Origin of the sequence: Variovorax endophyticus, assembly GCF_025376855.1 — a bacterium.
GTDB lineage: Bacteria > Pseudomonadota > Gammaproteobacteria > Burkholderiales > Burkholderiaceae_C > Variovorax.
On record NZ_JAHUTH010000039.1, the window covers coordinates 63224 to 83630 of the forward strand.

Below are 20407 nucleotides of genomic sequence, written 5' to 3' on the forward strand. Positions count from 1 at the left end.
TCAGAGCGCCATCAACCCGCCGGCGACAGCCGCCAGCACGACCACCAGCACCGGCGACATGCGCGCCCAGACCAGCAACCCGAAGGCCGCGAGCGCCAATCCGAAATCGGCGCGCGCGTGGATGGCGCTGGTCCCCACCGGATCGTAGAGCGCGGCCAGCAGCACGCCGACCACGGCCGCATTGACACCGGCCATCGCGCGCTGCACGCCCGCGCGCTGGCGCAGCGTCTCCCAGAACGGCAGCGCGCCCGCCACCAGCAGGAACGCGGGCAGGAAGATCGCGAGCAGCAAGGCCAGTCCGCCGAGCCAGCCGCCGAAGGGGGCGGGCATGACCGCGCCGAGGAACGCGGCGAAGGTGAACAGCGGCCCCGGCACCGCCTGCGCGGCGCCGTAGCCCGCGAGGAAGACATCGTTCGAGACCAGCCCGCTTGGCACCACCCCGGCCTGCAGCAGAGGGAGCACGACGTGCCCGCCGCCGAACACCAGAGCACCGGCCCGGTAGAAGTCGGCAACGACGGCAAGCCCTGGCGATGGCCATGCGGCGGCCACCAAGGGCAGCGCCACGAGCAGCACGACGAACAGCCCGAGCAGCACGGCGCCGGTCGTCTTGCCCACGCCGTAGTCGCGATGCCGGGCCGCGGGCGGAGGGACCAGCTGCAGCGCCCATCGTCCCACCACGCCACCCGCGACGATGGCCGCGATCTGCCCCCATGCCGAGGGCACCGCGAGCACCAGCAGCGCCGCGACGATCGCCACGCCCGCGCGCAAGCGATCGGGACACAAGGTCCTGGCCATGCCCCAGACCGCCTGCGCGACCACGGCCACCGCGACCACCTTGAGCCCATGCACGACGCCCGACTGCGAGAGCGCGGACCACTGCGCGACACCGGCCGCGAACAGCACGAGCGCGACGGCCGAAGGCAGCGTGAACCCGATCCACGCCGCGATCGCCCCGCCCCAGCCCGCGCGCCCCAGCCCGAGCGCGATGCCCACCTGGCTGCTCGCGGGCCCGGGCAGGAACTGGCACAGCGCCACCAGGTCCGAGTAGCTCCTGTCGTCGAGCCAGCCGCGACGCTCGACGAAGGCCGCGCGGAAGTAGCCCAGATGGGCCACCGGGCCGCCGAAGGAGGTGAGGCCTAGCTGGAGGAAGGCGAGGAAGACCTCGAGCACCGAGCCGCGTGCACGGGCGGTGTCGTGGCCTTCGTCGGCGCGAAGGTCGGGGTCGGGTGGCTGCTGGGCGTTCATGGCGGCGCGGCAGTATCGGTCACGGCCGTGCAAGTTCGACGCGTCTCGCAACGACAAGATGTCTCCCAGATCGCCCGCCAGAATCCGCCTGCCCACCTCTCTCTCCTCCTCCCTCGGGGGTGGGCTTTCCTCCCGGTCCGATGCGAGTACGGACCCTTCGGCCCGCCTCGTGCGGGCTTTTTTTTCGGCCCGCGCGCCCCTGCCGCCCCGGGGTCTGAAAGCGCGCGCGACAACGCCGACGGAATTCCGTAGGCAAAATCCGGGGCATGCGAAACGTAGAGGGACTGTCCGACCGCGAGCTCGAGGAGCTGGCCCGTGTCTGGCGCAAGCGCGCGCTGGAGGGCGAGCTGCACGCCCGGGGCACGGCCCATCTGCTCGAGACCGAGGCCCGGCGCCGCGTCGGCCTGGCGCGTTTCGATCCCGAAGCCCTGGACCTGCGTTCGCTGGCGGACCGGCAGTTTCTGCCGCACCAGGGACTGGGCGCCCGACTGCTGAAGGCCGGCATGCTCGCCGCGGGGCTGACGCTGGTTCTGCTGCTGCTCATGGCCTATCGCTGAACCACCTCGGGCGACGGCCCAAAGCAAAAGGCGCTGCAACCTGGAAAGTTGCAGCGCCTTGCAGTTTGGTGGCCTGGGGCGGAATCGAACCACCGACACGCGGATTTTCAATCCGCTGCTCTACCAACTGAGCTACCGGGCCTGGTATGGCACCTCACCGATTCACCGGGGAAAAACTGGCTTTGGAGGCCTGTTCAACCACTGTGTTGCAGTGTGGAGCCTGCGATTATACAGCGCTTCTGCGGCCTCGCGAAAGATCCACACCAAGTTGTTTGAGCTTTCGGTACAGATGGGTGCGTTCGAGGCCGGTCTTCTCGGCCACGCGTGTCATCGAACCGTTCTCCATCGCGAGGTGGAACTCGAAGTAGGCCTTCTCGAAACCGTCGCGCGCATCGCGCAGCGGACGATCGAGATCGAAGCTCTGCGTGGACTGCGGGCCCTGGTCGGGCACGGGCACCGACGCGAGCGAGGCCATCAGCAGGCTGTCGCCCGTGGTGGTGATGGCGCTGGGCTGGCCATGGCCGGTGGGCGTGGGCACGACACCGGCCGCGGCGCGGCGTGCGCTCTCGCGCGCGAGGCCCTGCTCGACGGCCTTCAGCAGCTTCTGCAGGGTGATCGGCTTCTCGAGGAAGGCGAAGGCACCGATGCGCGTGGCATCGACGGCGGTGTCGATGGTGGCGTGGCCGCTCATCATGATGACGGGCATCGTGAGCAGGCCCGCGGTGGACCACTCCTTGAGCAGGGTCACGCCATCGGTGTCGGGCATCCAGATGTCGAGCAGCACGAGGTCGGGACGCGCACGCTGGCGCGCGGCACGTGCCTCGGCCGCGTTCTCCGCGAGTTCGACGTTGTGGCCTTCGTCATTGAGAATTTCGAAGAGCAGGTCCCTGATGCCCAGCTCGTCATCGACCACGAGAATGTTTGCCATGAGTGCTGCTTGTTGTGTGCGCTGGTGTGTTGGTGCGACGGCCTCTTTCGGTCGCGCCGCGCGGCGGAAGACTTACTTGGAATCTTCGGTGTGAGCGGCCGCTGCCTGCGGCTCGCCTGCCAGCGCGAATGATAGCGAGACTTGCGCCCCCGCTATAGCCCCGTCGACGACGCGGTTGGACAGCTCGATGCGCGCGCCATGCTCGTCGGCGATCTTCTTGACGACCGCGAGGCCCAAACCTGTACCTTTTGTTTTCGTCGTGACGTAGGGCTCGAACGCGCGCTTGAGAATGTTCTCGGCGAAGCCCGGTCCGCTGTCCTGCACGGTGAGCCGCACGCGCTGTCCCGAATCGCCGAGCCGCGTGCGGATCACGACCTCGCCGCGCCGTCCGGTGGCGCCGGCCGCGGCCTCGGCGGCATCCTGCGCGTTCTGCAGCAGGTTGTGGATGACCTGCCGCAGCTGCTGCGCGTCGCCACGGATCGGACGGCAGCGCTCGTCGGGCTCGAAGCGCAGCGCGATCGGCATGGTCTCGGCGTTGTAGAGATGGAGCACGTCGACCAGCAGCGCATTGAGATCGACGGGCTTGAGGTCGGCGGCCGGCAGCCGCGCGTAGTCGCGGAATTCGTTGACCAGCCGCTTCATCGCATCGACCTGGTCGACGATGGTCTTCACCGACTTGACCAGCACCGCCTGCTCGGGCGCGGCGACCTTGCCCGAAAGCTTCATCTCGAGCCGCTCGGCCGAGAGCTGGATCGGCGTGAGCGGGTTCTTGATCTCGTGCGCGAGGCGCCGCGCGACCTCGCCCCAGGCCTGCGCGCGCTGCGCCGAGACGATCTCGGAGATGTCGTCGAACACCAGCAGCCGCGCGGCCCCGGGCAGCTCGGCGCCGCGCGCCACGATGTTGATGGCGCCCTCCTGCTGCGGCAGGTCGGTGCCGGTGGCATGCAGCTCGAAGGCATGCTGCCAGTGGTCGAGGCCATGCTGCATGCGCTCGACGAGGAAGTCCTCGAACTGCTGCTGCACGGCCGCGCCGAAGTCGGCCAGGCCCGGGACCTCGGCGAGCGGCTGGCCTTCGTAGGCGGCCAGCGGCGCGCGCAGCACGCGCGTGGCGCCGGGGTTGGTCGACAGCACGGTGCCGGCCGCATCGAGCACGATCACACCCGAGGTCAGGTTGTCGAGGATGGTCTGCAGGTTGGCGCGCGCGGCATCGAGCTGGCCCATGGTCTTCTCGACCGCGGTGCGCGCCTCGGCCAGTTGCTGCGTCATGACGGCGAACGATCGCGTGAGGCCGCCGAGCTCGTCCTTGCCCTGCGACACGGCCGTGGGCCGCAGGTCGCCCGCGGCCACCTGGCGCACGCCGTCGGCCAGCACCAGCAGCGGCCGCGCGAGCTGGTTGCCGAACAGCACCGCGAGCAGCACGGCACCGAACACGGCGAGGAACAGACTCAGCGTGAGCGTGCCGATGTACATGCGGCGCAGGCCCACGCGGCCGAGCGCGCGCTCCTGGTATTCGCGGTTGGCCTTGTCGACCGCGAGCGCGTTGGCCACCACGTTGGGCGGCAGCGGCCGCGTGACCTGCAGGAAGCGCGGCGCGGCATCGAGGTCGAAGCCCGGGCGCTGCACCATCGCGAGCGCGCGCACGGTGGCCGGCGGCAGCAGGATGCCCGGTGGCGGCTCGTCGAGTCCCTCGACATGGGCGATGGCGCGGTCGGCGCGCACCTGGCGCAACTGCTGCGGCGTGGGCCGCTCGGGATTGAGCTGGAAGCGCGACGCGCCCGCGGTGGCGATGAGCTGGCCCGCGTTGGTCCACAGCACCACGTCGGTCGCCTCGAGCTGGTCGCGGATGCGTTCGAGCGCGAGGCCCGCGCTCGCATCGGACACCTGCGCGAGCTGGCCGCCGGCCGCGCGCGTCTTGGCCGCGAGATCGTCGGACAGCGCGTCGAGCGTGGCGCGCCCGAGGTTCAGGCCCGAGTTCAGCGCGCCCTCGACCTTGACGTCGAACCAGCTCTCGATCGAGCGCTCGACGAACTGGTAGGACACGACGTAGACCAGCGCACCCGGCACCACGCCCACCAGCGCGAAGATGGCGGCGAGCTTGATCAGCAGCCGGCTGCCGAACTTGCCCTGCCGCAGCCGGCGCAGCAGCCGGAACGCGACCCAGCCGATCACCAGCACCAGCACCACCGCCACCACGACGTTGATGCCGAAGAGGCGCACGTAGTAGCGCTCGTAGAGCTCGCGGTTGTTGGTGGCCTGGGCCAGCAGGAACATCAGCACCAGGCCGATGGCGGTGACCAGCGCGGCGCCGACGCCCACGGCCCAGCGCATCGCGCGCGAGCGGCGCGCGGCGGGCGTGGCCGCGGCACCGCTGCGCGGCTTGGAACTCACCGCTGCTTCTCCACCGCCAGGCGCGCGCTGCGCTCGGCGGAGATGTTCCAGTCGGCCTGGCCGGCCACGCCGATCTGGAACGGCCGCGGCAGCTGCGAGGTGTCGAGCCGGAAGCGGAAGGTGACCTGGTGCAGCGGATCGTCGCCGATCTCGGCCGAGTCGCCCATGCGCAGCCGGCCCACGCGCCGCACGGCCTCGAGCGCATCGGCGAGGCTGTCGAAGTTCTGGTTCAGCGACAGGCTGAAGCTGGCCGAGCCCGACAGCGGCAGGGGCGAGACGTTGAGCCGCCAGCGGCGGGTCAGAGGCTGGTAGGCCAGCCGCATGTGGCGCGTGGCCTGCGCGACCTTGCGGTCGGTCCAGTACCAGCGCTCCTGGAACATCTCGGCCTCGGCCACGAAGTAGATCGCGATGCCCTTGTCGAGCACGTCCTCGACCAGCGCGGGCAGCTCGAACTGCACGGCGGCATTGAGGTAGACGGCATCGTCGGACTGCTCGAGCCGCATCTGGGTGACGGCGGCGGCATTGCGCGTCTGGGCCAGCACGGGCGGCGCCAGCACCGTGACGAGCAGCACGACCACCAGCGCCAGCAGCACCAGCCACCGGGGCTTGCGCGGTTCAACCCGGGTGCTTTTCAAGCAGGGCGTAGAAAAAGCCGTCGTGGTCACCCAGGGGATTGTCCTGGACGCCACGGGCATTCGCCCCGCTTTGAGGCAGCAAATGCCCCGGCGATGGCCGCAATCGGGCGTCGGTGTTGTGTGCAAGAAACGCATCGATCTGTTGCGAACCCTCTTCCCGAAACACCGAACAGGTGCAGTAAAGCAGCCGTCCGCCGGGCTGCACCAGGGGCCAGAGCGCCGCCAGCAGCGCGGCCTGCTGCAGCGCCAACTGGGCGGTGTCGCTCTCGCGGCGCAGCCAGCGCACGTCCGGATGGCGGCGCACGATGCCCGAGGCGGTGCAGGGGGCATCGAGCAGGATGGCGTCGAACGGCGTCCGGTCCCACCAGTCGGCGGGCCGCGCCGCGTCGGCCACCACCACCTTGGCTTGCAGGTCGAGGCGCGCCAGGGTCTCGTCGATGCGGCGGCTGCGCACGGCGTCGACCTCGAGCGCGGTCAGCTCGAGGGCATCGGGGCCCGCGAACTCGAGCAGGTGGGCGGTCTTGCCGCCGGGCGCGGCGCAGGCGTCGAGCACGCGCAGCCGCCGGCCGGACGGCGCCGCGAGCCCGTCGAGCAGCAGCGGCGCGGCGAGCTGGGCGGCGGCGTCCTGCACCGAGCAGGCGCCATCGGCGAAACCGGGCAGTTGCTGCACCGGCCGCGCGCGCGCGAGCTGCAGCCCGTTGAGGGCGACCGGCGTGGCCGGCATGTCGAGCGCCGCGAGCTCGTTGCGATAGGGGCCGGCGGCGGTCTTGCGCACGTTCACGCGCAGGGTCATCGGCGCCTGGGCGTTGTCGGCCTGCAGCACGCGCTGCCAGTCGCGCGGATGGTCGCGCTTGAGCTTCTCGATCCACCAGCGCGGATGGTTCCAGTGCGCCACCGGTTCGGCATCGGTGGCGGCCACGAGTTCGTCGCGCTCGCGCAGGAAGCGCCGCAGGCAGGCATTGATGAAGCTGGCCTGCGCGCGCGTGGCCGGGTTGCGCTTGGCGGCCTCCACGGTCTGGTCGACCAGCGTGAAAGGCTCGTAGGGCGACTGCGCCGCGTCCCAGGCCAGGCCGAGCGCGGTGCACAGCAGCGCATCGGGCAGCGGCGGCGGCGTGCGCTTGGCGAGATGGCGGCGCAGGGCTTCGGCGCGGCCGAGCCAGCGCAGCACCTGGAAGCCCAGCGCCTGGACGCCGGGACGCAACGCCGGTTCGACGGCCTCGAAGGCGACCGAGCCCGAGGTGCCGGCGCGGATCGACGCCAGCGCCCCCGCGGTCAATTGCAGTTGGCGCCAGAGCGGCGGTTGCAGCGGCGAAGCGCCGCCGTGCGAGGGGTCAGAAGGAAGAGCAGGCAATGCGGGCGATGTTAAAGGGCCCGGATGTCCGCCACCCGGGCAATATGAAGAACGAAACGGGCGGCCGAAGTTCAGTGCAGCGGCGCCGCGGGCCTCAGACGCACGGCCCATGCCACCAGCAGCGCCGGGAACTGGGCGATCGCCGCGTTGTAGCTGGCGACCGCGAGGTTGAACTGGGTGCGCGCGATCTCGGCGGCGGCCGACGGCTCGGGCCAGGCCATCGGCTCGACCGCGATCGCGCCCGCGGCCGCCACCGGCACCAGCGCGTTCGCCGTCGAAGCCTGCCCCGCGGGACGCGACAGCGTGCCGTCGGGATGGAAGGAGGTCACCGCATCCGGATGCCGGCGCTGCCAGGCGGTCAGCAGCACCTGCAGCGCGGTCGCGAGCGCCGACATGCTGCCGGCCTCGAGCGGGCGCTGCCGGGTCGCGCCGAGCAGGGTGGCCATCTGCGTGGTCGCGGCCTGCAGCGATGCGGCGCCCGCCGCGGTATCGGTCGATTCCTCGGCGGCCGACGGCGCGCTCAGGCTGGTCTGCACGAAGTCGAGCTGGCGCGCCAGCGCGGCGTCCAGCGTGGCATAGGCCTGCAGGACCGCGGCCCGCAGCCGCACCAGCCGGTTGTAAGCGCCGACAAACCAGAACAGCAGCACGGCCACGACGACCCAGCCGGCCAGCGAATCGGGCAACACGCTCATCGACGGCACTCCAGGAAAAGCGGAAACGAAGGACGGGAGGGCCGGCGGAAAACCGGCGCCCCCATGAAAAAACGCCTCCCGACCGCGAGGGCCAGGAGGCGTTCACGACCGGTCATGGCCGGGCGATGCTAACCAGTTATTCGGTCGCGGCGCCTTCGCTGGCGTCGGCCGTGGTGGTGGCATCGCTGGACGAACCAGCCAGTTCGGCGGCTTCGGACTCGGCGATGGCGCGGCGCTCGGCCTCGTCCATCTCGTCCTTGGCCTTGCGTGCCTGGTGGTACGCCATGCCGGTGCCCGCGGGAATCAGGCGGCCGACGATGACGTTTTCCTTCAGGCCGCGCAGCTCGTCGCGCTTGCCCATGATCGCGGCCTCGGTCAGCACGCGCGTCGTTTCCTGGAACGAAGCGGCGGAGATGAACGAGTCGGTCGACAGCGAGGCCTTCGTGATACCGAGCAGCAGGTTGGTGTACGTCGCGGGGATCTTGCCGTCGGCGCGCAGGGCGTCGTTGGTGTTGAGCATTTCGCTGCGTTCGACCTGTTCGCCCGAGATGTAGTTGGTGTCGCCGACGTTGTCGACCACGACGCGGCGCAGCATCTGGCGAACGATCACCTCGATGTGCTTGTCGTTGATCTTCACGCCCTGCAGGCGGTACACGTCCTGCACCTCGTCCACGATGTAGCGCGCGAGTTCTTCCGAACCCAGCAGGCGCAGGATGTCCTGCGGGTCCGCCGGACCGTCGACCACGCTCTCGCCCTTGTTCACCACCTGGCCTTCGTGCACCAGGATGTTCTTTTCCTTCGGCACGAGCTCTTCCCAGACCTTGCCTTCCGGGTCGGTGATCTGCAGGCGGATCTTGCCCTTCGTCTCCTTGCCGAACGACACGGTGCCGGTCATCTCGGCCAGCATGCCCTTGTCCTTCGGCGAACGGGCTTCGAACAGCTCGGCCACGCGCGGCAGACCGCCGGTGATGTCGCGGGTCTTCTGGCCTTCGACCGGAATACGCGCCAGCACTTCGCCGGGGCCCACGTCCTGGCCGTCGCGCACCTGGATCAGCGCGCCGATCGGGAAGCCGATCGTCACCGAGTGGTCGGTGCCGGGGATCTTCACCTCGGCGCCCGAGGCGTCGATCAGCTTGACCTGCGGACGCACGACCTTGGCGGCGCCGCGGCGCTTCGGGTCGATCACGACCAGGGTCGACAGACCGGTCACGTCGTCCACCTGCTTGGCGACCGTGAGGCCTTCCTCGACGTTCTCGAACTGGGTCTTGCCGGCGAATTCCGTGATGATCGGACGCGTCAGCGGGTCCCAGTTGGCGAGCACGTGGCCGGCCTTGATCTGCTGGTCGGCCTTGACCGTCAGCGTCGCACCGTACGGCACCTTGTGGCGCTCGCGCTCGCGGCCGTGCTCGTCATGGATGACGATCTCGCCCGAACGTGCGATCACCACCAGCTCGTTCTTGCTGTTGGTCACGTAGCGCATCGTGGCGTTGAAGCCGATCACGCCGTTGGACTTGGCCTCGACGCTCGAAGCGACAGCCGCGCGCGAAGCCGCACCACCGATGTGGAAGGTACGCATCGTGAGCTGCGTGCCCGGTTCGCCGATCGACTGCGCCGCGATCACGCCGACCGCTTCGCCGTTGTTCACCAGGCCGCCGCGGCCGAGGTCGCGGCCGTAGCACTTGGCACAGATGCCGAAGCGCGTGGCGCAGGTCAGCGCGGTGCGGACCTTGACTTCGTCCACGCCGTCGGCCTCGATGGCCTCGATCGTGTCCTCGTCGAGCATGTCGCCGGCCTTGACCAGCACGGCGCGCGTCTCGGGGTGCACCACGTCTTCGGCCGCGGTACGGCCGAGGATACGGTCGCGCAGCGATTCGATGACTTCACCGCCCTCGACGATCGCGCGCATCAGCGCGCCGTCGTGCGTGCCGCAGTCCTGCTCGATCACGACCAGATCCTGCGTCACGTCGACCAGACGGCGGGTCAGGTAGCCCGAGTTCGCCGTCTTCAGCGCCGTGTCGGCCAGACCCTTTCGGGCACCGTGGGTGGAGATGAAGTACTCCAGCACGTTCAGGCCTTCGCGGAAGTTCGCGGTGATGGGCGTCTCGATGATCGAGCCGTCCGGCTTGGCCATCAGGCCGCGCATGCCGGCCACCTGGCGGATCTGGGCCGCGGAACCGCGGGCACCCGAGTCGGCCATCATGTAGATCGAGTTGAAGGACTCCTGCTCGACTTCCTTGCCGTGGCGGTCGATGACCTTCTGCTTCGACAGCTTGGCCATCATCACCTTCGACACTTCGTCGCCGGCCTTGCCCCAGATGTCCACCACCTTGTTGTAGCGCTCGCCGGAGGTCACGAGACCGGAGACGTACTGCTGCTCGATCTCCTTCACTTCCTTGGCCGAGCGGTCGATGATGCCGTGCTTCTCGGCCGGCACCAGCATGTCGTCGATGGCGATCGAGATGCCGGCCTTGGTCGCGAGGCGGAAGCCGTTCTGCAGCAGCTTGTCGGCGAAGACCACGGTCTCCTTCAGGCCGCACTTGCGGAAGCTCACGTTGATGAGCTTGGAGATTTCCTTCTTCTTCAGCGCCTTGTTGATGTTCGAGAACGGCAGGCCCTTGGGCAGGATCTCGGACAGCAGGGCACGGCCCACGGTGGTGTCCACGAGCGAGGTCGACGGCACGAATTCGCCGGTTTCCTTGTTCTTGGTGTACTCCGTGATGCGCACGGCGACCTTGGCGGTCAGCTCGACCACGTTGGCGTCGAGCGCGCGCTGCACTTCACCGATGTCCGAGAACATCAGGCCTTCGCCCTTGCCGTTGATGCGGTCGCGGGTCGTGTAGTACAGACCCAGCACCACGTCCTGCGAGGGAACGATCGAGGGTTCGCCCGAAGCGGGGAACAGCACGTTGTTGGAGGCCAGCATCAGCGTGCGGGCTTCCATCTGCGCTTCCACCGACAGCGGCACGTGGACGGCCATCTGGTCGCCGTCGAAGTCGGCGTTGAAGGCCGCGCAGACCAGCGGGTGCAGCTGGATCGCCTTGCCTTCGATCAGGATCGGCTCGAAGGCCTGGATGCCCAGGCGGTGCAGCGTCGGTGCGCGGTTCAGCATCACCGGGTGCTCCTTGATCACCTCTTCCAGGATGTCCCAGACCACCGGCGTGCCCGATTCGACTTCCTTCTTGGCAGCCTTGATCGTGGTCGCGATGCCCATGGCTTCGAGGCGCGAGAAGATGAAGGGCTTGAACAGCTCGAGCGCCATCAGCTTCGGCAGGCCGCACTGGTGCAGCTTGAGCGTCGGGCCCACCACGATGACCGAACGGCCCGAGTAGTCGACGCGCTTGCCCAGCAGGTTCTGGCGGAAGCGACCGCTCTTGCCCTTGATCATGTCGGCCAGCGACTTGAGCGCGCGCTTGTTGGCGCCCGTCATGGCCTTGCCGCGGCGGCCGTTGTCCAGCAGCGAGTCGACGGCTTCCTGCAGCATCCGCTTTTCGTTGCGCGCGATGATTTCCGGAGCCTTGAGCTCCAGCAGGCGGCGCAGACGCGAGTTGCGGTTGATGACGCGGCGGTACAGGTCGTTCAGGTCGGAGGTCGCGAAGCGGCCGCCGTCCAGCGGCACCAGCGGACGCAGGTCCGGCGGCAGCACGGGCAGCACGTCGAGCACCATCCAGTTGGGCTTGATGCCCGACTTGCGGAAGGCCTCGAGCACCTTCAGGCGCTTGGAGTTCTTCTTGACCTTGACTTCGGAACCGGTCAGGTCGCCGCGCAGCTTCTCGATCTCGCTGTCGAGCTCGATGCCCTCCAGCAGGTCCTTGATGCCTTCGGCGCCCATCTTGGCGATGAACTCGTCACCGTATTCCTTGCGCTTCGTGTCGTAGTCGTCCTCGGACATGATGCTGAACTTCTTCAGCGGGGTCATGCCGGGGTCGGTCACCACGTAGGCTTCGAAGTACAGCACGCGCTCGATGTCGCGCAGCGTCATGTCGAGCACCAGGCCCAGGCGCGACGGCAGCGACTTCAGGAACCAGATGTGCGCGCAGGGAGCGGCCAGGTCGATGTGACCCATGCGCTCGCGGCGAACCTTGGTCTGCGTGACTTCGACGCCGCACTTCTCGCAGATCACGCCGCGGTGCTTGAGGCGCTTGTACTTGCCGCACAGGCACTCGTAGTCCTTGATCGGGCCGAAGATCTTGGCGCAGAACAGGCCGTCGCGTTCGGGCTTGAACGTGCGGTAGTTGATCGTCTCGGGCTTCTTCACCTCGCCGAAAGACCACGAGCGGATCTTTTCGGGCGAAGCCATGCCGATCTTGATGGCATCGAAATGCTCATCCGGGGTGAACTGCTTGAACAGGTCGAGTAGCGATTTCATAAGACTCTATCCCCTTCGTTTACGAACGCTCGAGCTCGATGTCGAGACCCAGCGAACGGATTTCCTTGACCAGCACGTTGAACGATTCCGGCATGCCGGCTTCGATCGAGTGCTCGCCCTTGACGATGCTTTCGTAGACCTTGGTCCGGCCCTGCACGTCGTCGGACTTCACGGTCAGCATTTCCTGCAGGACGTAGGCAGCGCCGTAGGCTTCCAGCGCCCACACTTCCATTTCCCCGAAACGCTGGCCGCCGAATTGCGCCTTGCCGCCCAGCGGCTGCTGCGTGACCAGCGAGTACGGGCCGGTCGAGCGCGCGTGCATCTTGTCGTCCACCAGGTGATGCAGCTTCAGGAAGTGCATGTAGCCGACGGTGACGGGACGCTCGAACTGGTCGCCGGTGCGGCCGTCGAACAGGTAGGCCTGCGTACGGCTCTCGGTCAGGCCCTTGGCCTTGGCGATGTCGTCCGGGTAGGCGAGCTTCAGCATGCCGCGGATTTCCTCTTCCGAGGCACCGTCGAACACGGGCGTCGCGAAGGTCGCGCCGTTCTGCAGGTTCGCCGCCATCTCGAGCACGTCGGCGTCGCTCAGCGAGGCGATGTTCTCCTCGCGGCCCGAGCCGTTGTACAGCTGCTCCATGAACTGGCGCAGCTCGGCCGCCTTGGCCTCCTGCTGCAGCAGGTCGCCGATGCGCTGGCCGATGCCCTTGCCGGCCCAGCCCAGATGCACCTCGAGCACCTGACCCACGTTCATCCGCGAGGGCACGCCCAGCGGGTTCAGGCAGATGTCGCACGGCGTGCCGTCGGCCATGTGCGGCATGTCCTCGATCGGAACGATCTTCGACACCACGCCCTTGTTGCCGTGGCGGCCGGCCATCTTGTCGCCGGGTTGCAGGCGGCGCTTGACGGCCAGGTAGACCTTGACCATCTTGAGCACGCCCGCGGGCAGCTCGTCGCCCTGCGTGAGCTTCTTGCGCTTTTCTTCGAACGCGAGGTCGAAGCTGTGGCGCGTCTGCTCGAGCGAGTTCTTGATCGACTCCAGCTGCGAGGCCACTTCCTCGTCGGCCGGACGGATGTCGAACCAGTGGAACTTCTCGACCGACGACAGGTAGGCCTTGTCGAGCTTGGTGCCCTTGGCGAGCTTGTTCGGGCCGCCGTTGGCGACCTTGCCGGTCAGCAGCTTCTCGATCCGGTCGAAGGCGTCGGCCTCGACGATGCGAAGCTGGTCGTTCAGGTCGAGGCGGAAGCGCTTGAGCTCGTCGTCGATGATCTGCTGGGCGCGCTTGTCGCGCTGGATGCCTTCGCGGGTGAACACCTGCACGTCGATCACGGTGCCTTGCGAGCCCTGGTCCACGCGCAGCGAGGTGTCCTTCACGTCCGAAGCCTTCTCGCCGAAGATGGCGCGCAGCAGCTTCTCTTCCGGCGTCAGCGTGGTCTCGCCCTTCGGCGTGACCTTGCCCACCAGCGTGTCGCCGGGCATGACTTCGGCACCCACGTAGATGATGCCGGACTCGTCGAGGCGGTTGAGCTGCTGTTCGGCCAGGTTCGGGATGTCGCGCGTGATTTCCTCGGCGCCGAGCTTGGTGTCGCGGGCCATCACCACCAGTTCCTCGATGTGGATCGAGGTGTAGCGGTCGTCGGCCACGATGCGTTCGGAGATCAGGATCGAGTCTTCGAAGTTGTAGCCGTTCCAGGGCATGAACGCGATCAGCATGTTCTGGCCCAGGGCCAGTTCGCCGAGGTCGGTCGATGCACCGTCGGCCACCACGTCGCCCTTGGCGATCTTGTCGCCGCGCTTGACGATCGGACGCTGGTGGATGTTGGTGTTCTGGTTCGAACGCTGATACTTGATCAGGTTGTAGATGTCCACGCCGACTTCGCCGGCCGCGGCCTCGTCGTCGTTCACGCGCACCACGACACGGGTCGCGTCGACGTAGTCGACGATACCGCCGCGGGTGGCCGTGACCACGGTGCCGGAGTCGACCGCGGAAACGCGCTCGATGCCGGTGCCGACCATCGGCTTCTCGGGACGCAGCACGGGCACGGCCTGGCGCTGCATGTTGGCGCCCATCAGCGCGCGGTTCGCGTCGTCGTGCTCGAGGAACGGAACCAGCGAAGCGGCCACCGACACGATCTGCGCGGGCGACACGTCCATGTACTGGATGCGCTCGGCGCCGACCAGGATCGATTCGCCGGCTTCACGCGCCGACACCAGGTCGCCGGTCAGCTTGCCATCCTTGTCCAGGGCCGCGTTGGCCTGGGCGATGACGTACTTGCCTTCCTCGATGGCCGACAGGTAGTCGATCTCGTTCGTGACCTTGCTGTCGACCACGCGGCGGTACGGCGTCTCGATGAAGCCGTATTCGTTCAGGCGGGCATACAGGGCCAGCGAGTTGATCAGGCCGATGTTCGGGCCTTCGGGCGTTTCGATCGGGCACACGCGGCCGTAATGGGTCACGTGCACGTCGCGCACTTCGAAGCCGGCACGCTCGCGCGTCAGACCGCCCGGGCCAAGGGCCGACACGCGGCGCTTGTGGGTGATCTCGGACAGCGGGTTCGTCTGGTCCATGAACTGCGACAGCTGCGAGGCGCCGAAGAACTCCTTCAGCGCGGCCGAGATCGGCTTGCTGTTGATCAGGTCGTGCGGCATCAGCGGCTCTTGCTCCGCCTGGCCCAGACGCTCCTTCACGGCCTTCTCGATACGTGCCAGGCCGGTGCGGTACTGGTTCTCGGCCAGTTCGCCGACGCAACGCACGCGGCGGTTGCCGAGGTGGTCGATGTCGTCGACTTCGCCGTTGCCGTTGCGCAGGTCCACCAGGATCTTGACGACCGCCAGGATGTCCTCGTTGGTCAGCACCATCGGGCCGGTCGACTCGTCGCGGCCGACCTTGGCGTTGAACTTCATGCGGCCGACGCGCGACAGGTCGTACGTGTCCGGGTTGTAGAACAGGCGCTGGAACAGGGCCTGCACCGCGTCTTCCGTCGGCGGCTCGCCGGGGCGCATCATGCGGTAGATCGCCACGCGCGCGGCGAACTCGTCCACCGTCTCGTCGATGCGCAGGGTCTGCGAGATGTACGCGCCCTGGTCGAGTTCGTTGGTGTAGATGACCTGGATGTCCTGCACGCCGGCGCCGCGCAGCTTCTTCAGCAGCGATTCGGTCAGCTCGTCGTTGGCCTTCGACAGGATCTCGCCCGAGTCGGGGTCGACGATGTTGCGCGCGATCACGCGGCCGATCAGGAAGTCTTCCGGCACGCTGATGTGCGTGGTGCCGCCCTGCTCGAGTTCGCGCGTGTGGCGCGCGGTGACCCGCTTGTCCTTGGCGACCACGACCTTGCCCGACTTGTCGGTGATGTCGAAGCGCGCGACTTCGCCGCGCAGGCGCTCGGAGACGAACTCCATCTGCGCGCCGCTGTCCATGAGGCGGAAGTTGTCGTTGACGAAGAAGTTCGCGAGGATCGATTCCGGGTTCAGGCCGATGGCCTTCAACAGGATCGTGACCGGCATCTTGCGGCGACGGTCGACGCGGAAGTACAGCATGTCCTTCGGGTCGAACTCGAAGTCGAGCCACGAACCGCGGTAGGGAATCACGCGGGCCGAGAACAGCAGCTTGCCCGAGCTGTGCGTCTTGCCCTTGTCGTGTTCGAAGAACACGCCCGGCGAACGGTGCAGCTGCGAAACGATCACGCGTTCCGTGCCGTTGATGATGAACGAGCCCTTCTCGGTCATGAGCGGCACTTCGCCCATGTAGACCTCCTGCTCCTTCACTTCCTTGACCACCTTCGACTGCGAGGTCGACGACTCGCGGTCATAGATGATGAGCTGGACCTTGGCGCGCACCGCCGAGGCGAAGGTCAGACCACGGGTCTGGCACTCGCGCACGTCGAACGCCGGCTTCGCCAGGTTGTACTCGAGGAACTTCATCTCGACGAAACCGTTGTGCGAGACGATCGGGAAGGCGGCGTCGAACGCGGCCTGCAGGCCTTCGACAGTGCGTTTTTGCGGAGCGATGCCCGCTTGCAGGAACGCGGTGTACGCGTCCTTCTGCATCTGCAGCAGGTAGGGAATTTCGACGACGCTGTCGCGGCTGCCGAAACTTTTTCGGATGCGCTTGCGTTCGGTGTAACTGTACTCGGACGATTGGGCCATGAGAGCTCCGGTGCTTGAGATCTTCAGCGACTTGTCAGCAATGCCGGGACGAACGGCACCACTGCTTGGCGGCTGGCCACTACCAGCCGTTGGCGGACAGCGATGCGTTGCACATCGCCCGAACCAAGGGGTCTTCTGCAGTCGGGGTCAGAAGACACTCAAAAAACGTCTTGATCTGGCATTTCCCTCGACCTCCTGGTCTCCGGGAAAGCCGACATCGAGCCGACTTTTGAGTGCGCTCTGAAAGCGGCAAAGGCTGGAGGGCCTTTTCAGGCACCTCCAGCCCTCGAGGGGGTCCGAATTACTTCAGTTCCACCTTGGCGCCGGCTTCTTCCAGCTTCTTCTTGGCAGCGTCGGCGTCAGCCTTCGACAGGCCTTCCTTGACGGCCTTGGGAGCGGCTTCCACCAGGTCCTTGGCTTCCTTGAGGCCCAGGCCGGTGATTTCGCGCACGGCCTTGATGACCGACACCTTGTTCGCGCCGACGTCAGCCAGCACGACGTTGAATTCGGTCTTCTCTTCGACCGCGGCAGCGGCGGCACCGCCACCACCGGCAGCCGGAGCAGCCATTGCAGCGGCGCTCACGCCGAACTTCTCTTCGATGGCCTTGACCAGGTCGTTGAGCTCGAGGACCGTCATGCTGTCCAGCGCGGTCAGAAATGCGTCTTTATCGAATGCCATTTTGGTTTCCTAACAATTGGGTTGAATTTTTCAAACGCAAGGCTTGGCGATCAAGCCGCTTGCGCTTCTGCCGGTGCATCGGCGGGTGCAGCTTCGCCACCACCGCGCTTCTCGGCCAGCGCCGCGAGCACGCGGGCGGTACGAGAGATCGGCGATTGCATCAAGCCCAGCAGTTGCGCCAGCAGCACTTCCTTGGAAGGGATGTTGGCCAGTTGCTTCACGCCGTCGACGTCCAGGGCCTTGCCACCGAATGCGCCACCGCGAATCACCAGCTTGTCGTTGGTTTTCGCGAAATCGGCCACCACCTTCGCGGCGGCCACGGCGTCTTCGGAGAAGCCATAGATCAGCGGACCGGTCATCTGGTCGCCGACGATCTCAAACGCGCTGCCAGCCACAGCACGGCGGGCCAGGGTGTTCTTCAGAACACTCAGGCTCACACCCTTGCTGCGAGCTTCGCTGCGCAGTTTGGTCATGTCGGCCACCGTGATGCCACGGTATTCCGCCATCACGAGCGTTTGAGCTTTTGCGGCGAGGCTGGTCACTTCATTGATGACCGCTTCTTTCTCACTGCGATTCAGACTCAAGGTCTACTCCTTTTCAATGCGGTCTTCGGCTGTTTCATGAACCTCGGACCGCGCCTCATGCAGCGACCAACTGTTCGGAACCCATTCGTCGGAAAACTCGAATTCCTTGCAGCGGGATCGCCATCTGCGCTGGCTGCCCGGCGAGGGCCGGGCGATTAAGTGCAGGCGACCTGCACACCAGCGGTCTTGGATGGCCCGCGGCAACCGAAGCCGCCGCGACCCACCACATTCGCCCTGCCCCGTCCCTTGCGGAACCGGAGCCGGGCCAATCTACTTTTGCCTTCGCTCCTGCCTGGGATCAGGCAGCGGCGATGGTCTGCGTGTCCACGCGGACACCCACGCCCATCGTCGACGACACGGCGACCTTGCGCAGGTAGACACCCTTGCTCGAGGCCGGCTTGGCCTTGACCAGGGCATCGATCAGCGCGGCGAGGTTGCCTTGCAGCTTGTCGCTGTCGAACGAACGGCGACCGATCGTGCCGTGCACGATACCGGCCTTGTCGACGCGGAACTGCACCTGGCCGGCCTTGGCGTTCTTCACGGCGGTCGCGACGTCGGGCGTCACGGTGCCGACCTTCGGGTTCGGCATCAGGCCGCGCGGGCCGAGGATCTGGCCGAGCGTACCGACCACGCGCATCGCGTCGGGAGCGGCGATCACGACGTCGAAGGGCATGTCGCCCGCCTTGACCATGGCAGCCAGGTCGTCCATGCCGACGATGTCGGCGCCGGCGGCCTTGGCTTCTTCAGCCTTGGCGCCTTGGGCGAACACGGCCACGCGCTTGGTCTTGCCGGTGCCGTTGGGCAGCACGACGGCGCCACGCACGACCTGGTCCGACTTCTTCGCGTCGATGCCGAGCTGCACGGCCACGTCGATCGATTCGTCGAACTTGGCGGTGGCGGCTTCCTTGACGATGGTGATCGCGTCAGTCAGCGGGTACAGCTTGGTGCTGTCGACCTTGCCTTCGAGCGACTTCTGCTTCTTGGTGATCTTGGCCATTTACACGCCCTCCACATTCACGCCCATGGAACGGGCCGTACCAGCGATGGTGCGAACCGCGGCGTCCATGTCGGCAGCGGTCAGGTCCTTCATCTTGGTCTTTGCGATCTCTTCGAGCTGGGCGCGCGTGATCTTGCCGACCTTGTCGGTGTGCGGGCGCGCGGAGCCCTTGTCGAGCTTGATGGCCTTTTTGATCAGGACGCCAGCGGGCGGCGACTTGATGATGAAGGTGAAGCTCTTGTCGGCGAAGGCGGTGATGACCACCGGCAGCGCCAGACCCGGCTCGTAGCTCTGCGTCTGGGCGTTGAACGCCTTGCAGAATTCCATGATGTTCAGACCGCGCTGACCGAGTGCGGGACCGATCGGCGGGGACGGGTTGGCCTTACCAGCTGGCACTTGCAGCTTGATGAAGCCGACGATTTTTTTCGCCATGCTTTGCTCCTTGCGGGTGATATCGCCGAGGCCTGTGGCCTGGGCTCCCCGGGGTGAACGACTCTTCGATCAAGGCCGCGCGCCGAGTCGGATAGCGCGCTGCCGGAATATGGCCCGATCCGAAGACCGGGCGGGCATCAGGTCTTTTCGACCTGGCTGAATTCGAGTTCCACCGGGGTGGCGCGGCCGAAGATCATGACCGAGACGCGCACCTTGCTCTTCTCGTAGTTGACTTCCTCGACCGAGCCGTTGAAGTCGGTGAACGGACCTTCCTTGACGCGCACGAGTTCGCCCACGGTGAACTCGACCTTGTGGCGCGGCTTCTCGGTGCCCTGCTGCATCTGGCTGACGATGTCCTCGACCTCTTTCTGCGAGATCGGGGCCGGACGGTTCTTGGCGCCGCCCACGAAGCCCGTCACCTTGTTGGTGTGCTTCACCAGGTGCCAGCTCTCGTCGTCCATGATCATTTCGACCAGCACGTAGCCCGGGAAGAAGCGGCGCTCGGTGGTGCGCTTCTGGCCGTTCTTGATCTCGACCACTTCCTCGGTCGGGACCAGGATGCGGCCGAACTTGTCCTGCATGCCGGCGCGGTTGATGCGCTCGGTGATGTTCCGCTCGACGGCCTTCTCCATGCCCGAATAGGCATGCACCACATACCAACGCAGATCGGGATTGGCAGCAGGCGCAAGGACGGAGGCGTTTTCCTCCGGCGGCGTGGTTTCAACAGCGTCGTCGGTCATTGGTTCTTACTTTTTCCAGCCCAGGATGAGGTCAAAAAACACCCATTCGAGCGTTTTGTCGGTGAGCCAGAGGAAGACGGACATGATCGCCACGAAGGCGAACACATAAGCCGTCATCTGCATCGCTTCCTTGCGGGTCGGCCAGACGACCTTCTTGACCTCGCGCCACGAATCGCGGCCGAAGGCCCAGAGCTGGCGGCCGTTCTCGGAACTTCCGAAGGTCGCCACGGCGGCGGCCAGGCCCACGAGCAGCGCGGCCCACTGCACCAGCGAGCCCTGGCGCGCCAGCAGGTAGAACGCCACGATGGCGCCCACGGCCAGCAGCGCCGCCACGGCCAGCTTGGCCTTGTCGGCACCGGTGCTCACGGTTTCGATTTGAGAAGTGGCCATGTTCGGCTGATTTCCTGCGGCCCTTCGGCCTCAATTCATGTCGCCGCGTTGAGACGGCGAAGCCCGTCGGGTCTCGACGGGCTTTTTTGCCTTCCCGCCGGAGGCCGGCGGGTCGTTTTCGGAGGCCACCCTAGGTGGCAGGGGCAGTAGGAATCGAACCTACAACCTTCGGTTTTGGAGACCGACGCTCTGCCAATTGAGCTATACCCCTCCGCTACTCTTGCCCGACTTAGATGTCGAGGATCTTGGCCACGACGCCCGAACCCACGGTACGGCCGC

At 66.8% G+C, this 20407-nt stretch carries 15 protein-coding genes and 2 tRNA genes; 1 reads left to right on the top strand and 16 read right to left on the bottom strand.

Annotation, left to right across the window (positions count from 1 at the left end; all coding sequences use genetic code 11):
* A complete protein-coding gene (chrA, locus tag KV106_RS35400; protein ID WP_261216422.1) occupies positions 1 to 1245 on the bottom strand; it encodes a chromate efflux transporter in 1245 nt (414 codons plus the stop codon).
* A gap of 266 nt (positions 1246 to 1511) precedes the next feature.
* On the opposite strand from chrA, the gene KV106_RS35405 reads away from it, so the two are divergent.
* Positions 1512 to 1802 (top strand): hypothetical protein, encoded by a 291-nt coding sequence (locus tag KV106_RS35405; protein WP_261216424.1) that lies wholly within the window; start codon positions 1512 to 1514, stop codon positions 1800 to 1802.
* 66 nt (positions 1803 to 1868) lie between these two features.
* On the opposite strand, the gene KV106_RS35410 is transcribed toward KV106_RS35405, so the two are convergent.
* From KV106_RS35410 to KV106_RS35480, 15 genes are all read right to left on the bottom strand, one after another.
* Positions 1869 to 1944 (bottom strand) — tRNA-Phe (locus tag KV106_RS35410).
* A gap of 84 nt (positions 1945 to 2028) precedes the next feature.
* Complete coding sequence (locus tag KV106_RS35415) at positions 2029 to 2730, bottom strand: response regulator (RefSeq protein WP_057596622.1); 702 nt, start codon at positions 2728 to 2730, stop codon at positions 2029 to 2031.
* A gap of 72 nt (positions 2731 to 2802) precedes the next feature.
* On the bottom strand, positions 2803 to 5118 hold the full coding sequence (locus KV106_RS35420) for a sensor histidine kinase (RefSeq protein WP_261216426.1): 2316 nt from the start codon (positions 5116 to 5118) through the stop codon (positions 2803 to 2805).
* Complete coding sequence (locus KV106_RS35425) at positions 5115 to 5753, bottom strand: DUF4390 domain-containing protein (RefSeq protein ID WP_057596624.1); 639 nt, start codon at positions 5751 to 5753, stop codon at positions 5115 to 5117. Before KV106_RS35425 ends, KV106_RS35420 begins: the two co-directional genes overlap by 4 nt.
* Positions 5734 to 7104, bottom strand: coding sequence for a 16S rRNA (cytosine(967)-C(5))-methyltransferase RsmB (gene rsmB, locus KV106_RS35430; RefSeq protein WP_409976594.1), 1371 nt, complete (start codon positions 7102 to 7104; stop codon positions 5734 to 5736). Before rsmB ends, KV106_RS35425 begins: the two co-directional genes overlap by 20 nt.
* Before the next feature lie 71 nt (positions 7105 to 7175).
* Complete coding sequence (locus KV106_RS35435; RefSeq protein WP_261216429.1) at positions 7176 to 7796, bottom strand: LemA family protein; 621 nt, start codon at positions 7794 to 7796, stop codon at positions 7176 to 7178.
* A gap of 136 nt (positions 7797 to 7932) precedes the next feature.
* Positions 7933 to 12162, bottom strand: coding sequence for a DNA-directed RNA polymerase subunit beta' (rpoC, locus tag KV106_RS35440; protein WP_057596626.1), 4230 nt, complete (start codon positions 12160 to 12162; stop codon positions 7933 to 7935).
* 19 nt (positions 12163 to 12181) lie between these two features.
* Positions 12182 to 16306 (bottom strand): DNA-directed RNA polymerase subunit beta, encoded by a 4125-nt coding sequence (gene rpoB, locus KV106_RS35445; protein WP_261216432.1) that lies wholly within the window; start codon positions 16304 to 16306, stop codon positions 12182 to 12184.
* Positions 16307 to 16607: 301 nt separating this feature from the next.
* On the bottom strand, positions 16608 to 16985 hold the full coding sequence (gene rplL / locus KV106_RS35450) for a 50S ribosomal protein L7/L12 (protein WP_057596628.1): 378 nt from the start codon (positions 16983 to 16985) through the stop codon (positions 16608 to 16610).
* 50 nt (positions 16986 to 17035) lie between these two features.
* Positions 17036 to 17569 carry a 50S ribosomal protein L10 gene (rplJ, locus tag KV106_RS35455; protein WP_057596629.1) on the bottom strand — a complete coding sequence of 178 codons (534 nt, stop codon included), beginning with the start codon at positions 17567 to 17569 and terminating at the stop codon, positions 17036 to 17038.
* A gap of 298 nt (positions 17570 to 17867) precedes the next feature.
* A complete protein-coding gene (gene rplA / locus KV106_RS35460; RefSeq protein ID WP_057596630.1) occupies positions 17868 to 18566 on the bottom strand; it encodes a 50S ribosomal protein L1 in 699 nt (232 codons plus the stop codon).
* On the bottom strand, positions 18567 to 18998 hold the full coding sequence (rplK, locus tag KV106_RS35465) for a 50S ribosomal protein L11 (RefSeq protein ID WP_019658337.1): 432 nt from the start codon (positions 18996 to 18998) through the stop codon (positions 18567 to 18569).
* Between the two features lie 137 nt (positions 18999 to 19135).
* A complete protein-coding gene (nusG, locus tag KV106_RS35470; protein WP_064262260.1) occupies positions 19136 to 19738 on the bottom strand; it encodes a transcription termination/antitermination protein NusG in 603 nt (200 codons plus the stop codon).
* Between the two features lie 6 nt (positions 19739 to 19744).
* Complete coding sequence (secE, locus tag KV106_RS35475) at positions 19745 to 20128, bottom strand: preprotein translocase subunit SecE (RefSeq protein WP_057596631.1); 384 nt, start codon at positions 20126 to 20128, stop codon at positions 19745 to 19747.
* Between the two features lie 135 nt (positions 20129 to 20263).
* A tRNA-Trp gene (locus tag KV106_RS35480) sits at positions 20264 to 20339 on the bottom strand.
* Positions 20340 to 20407 lie beyond the last annotated feature (68 nt).

Coding starts and splice junctions, on each gene's coding strand:
- KV106_RS35435 (WP_261216429.1), bottom strand. CDS start 7,796: ATGAGCGTGTTGCCCGATTCGCTGGCCGGCTGGGTCGTCGTGGCCGTG.
- KV106_RS35405 (WP_261216424.1), top strand. CDS start 1,512: ATGCGAAACGTAGAGGGACTGTCCGACCGCGAGCTCGAGGAGCTGGCC.
- KV106_RS35415 (WP_057596622.1), bottom strand. CDS start 2,730: ATGGCAAACATTCTCGTGGTCGATGACGAGCTGGGCATCAGGGACCTG.
- secE (WP_057596631.1), bottom strand. CDS start 20,128: ATGGCCACTTCTCAAATCGAAACCGTGAGCACCGGTGCCGACAAGGCC.
- rpoC (WP_057596626.1), bottom strand. CDS start 12,162: ATGAAATCGCTACTCGACCTGTTCAAGCAGTTCACCCCGGATGAGCAT.
- rplK (WP_019658337.1), bottom strand. CDS start 18,998: ATGGCGAAAAAAATCGTCGGCTTCATCAAGCTGCAAGTGCCAGCTGGT.
- nusG (WP_064262260.1), bottom strand. CDS start 19,738: ATGACCGACGACGCTGTTGAAACCACGCCGCCGGAGGAAAACGCCTCC.
- chrA (WP_261216422.1), bottom strand. CDS start 1,245: ATGAACGCCCAGCAGCCACCCGACCCCGACCTTCGCGCCGACGAAGGC.
- rplL (WP_057596628.1), bottom strand. CDS start 16,985: ATGGCATTCGATAAAGACGCATTTCTGACCGCGCTGGACAGCATGACG.
- rplA (WP_057596630.1), bottom strand. CDS start 18,566: ATGGCCAAGATCACCAAGAAGCAGAAGTCGCTCGAAGGCAAGGTCGAC.
- rpoB (WP_261216432.1), bottom strand. CDS start 16,306: ATGGCCCAATCGTCCGAGTACAGTTACACCGAACGCAAGCGCATCCGA.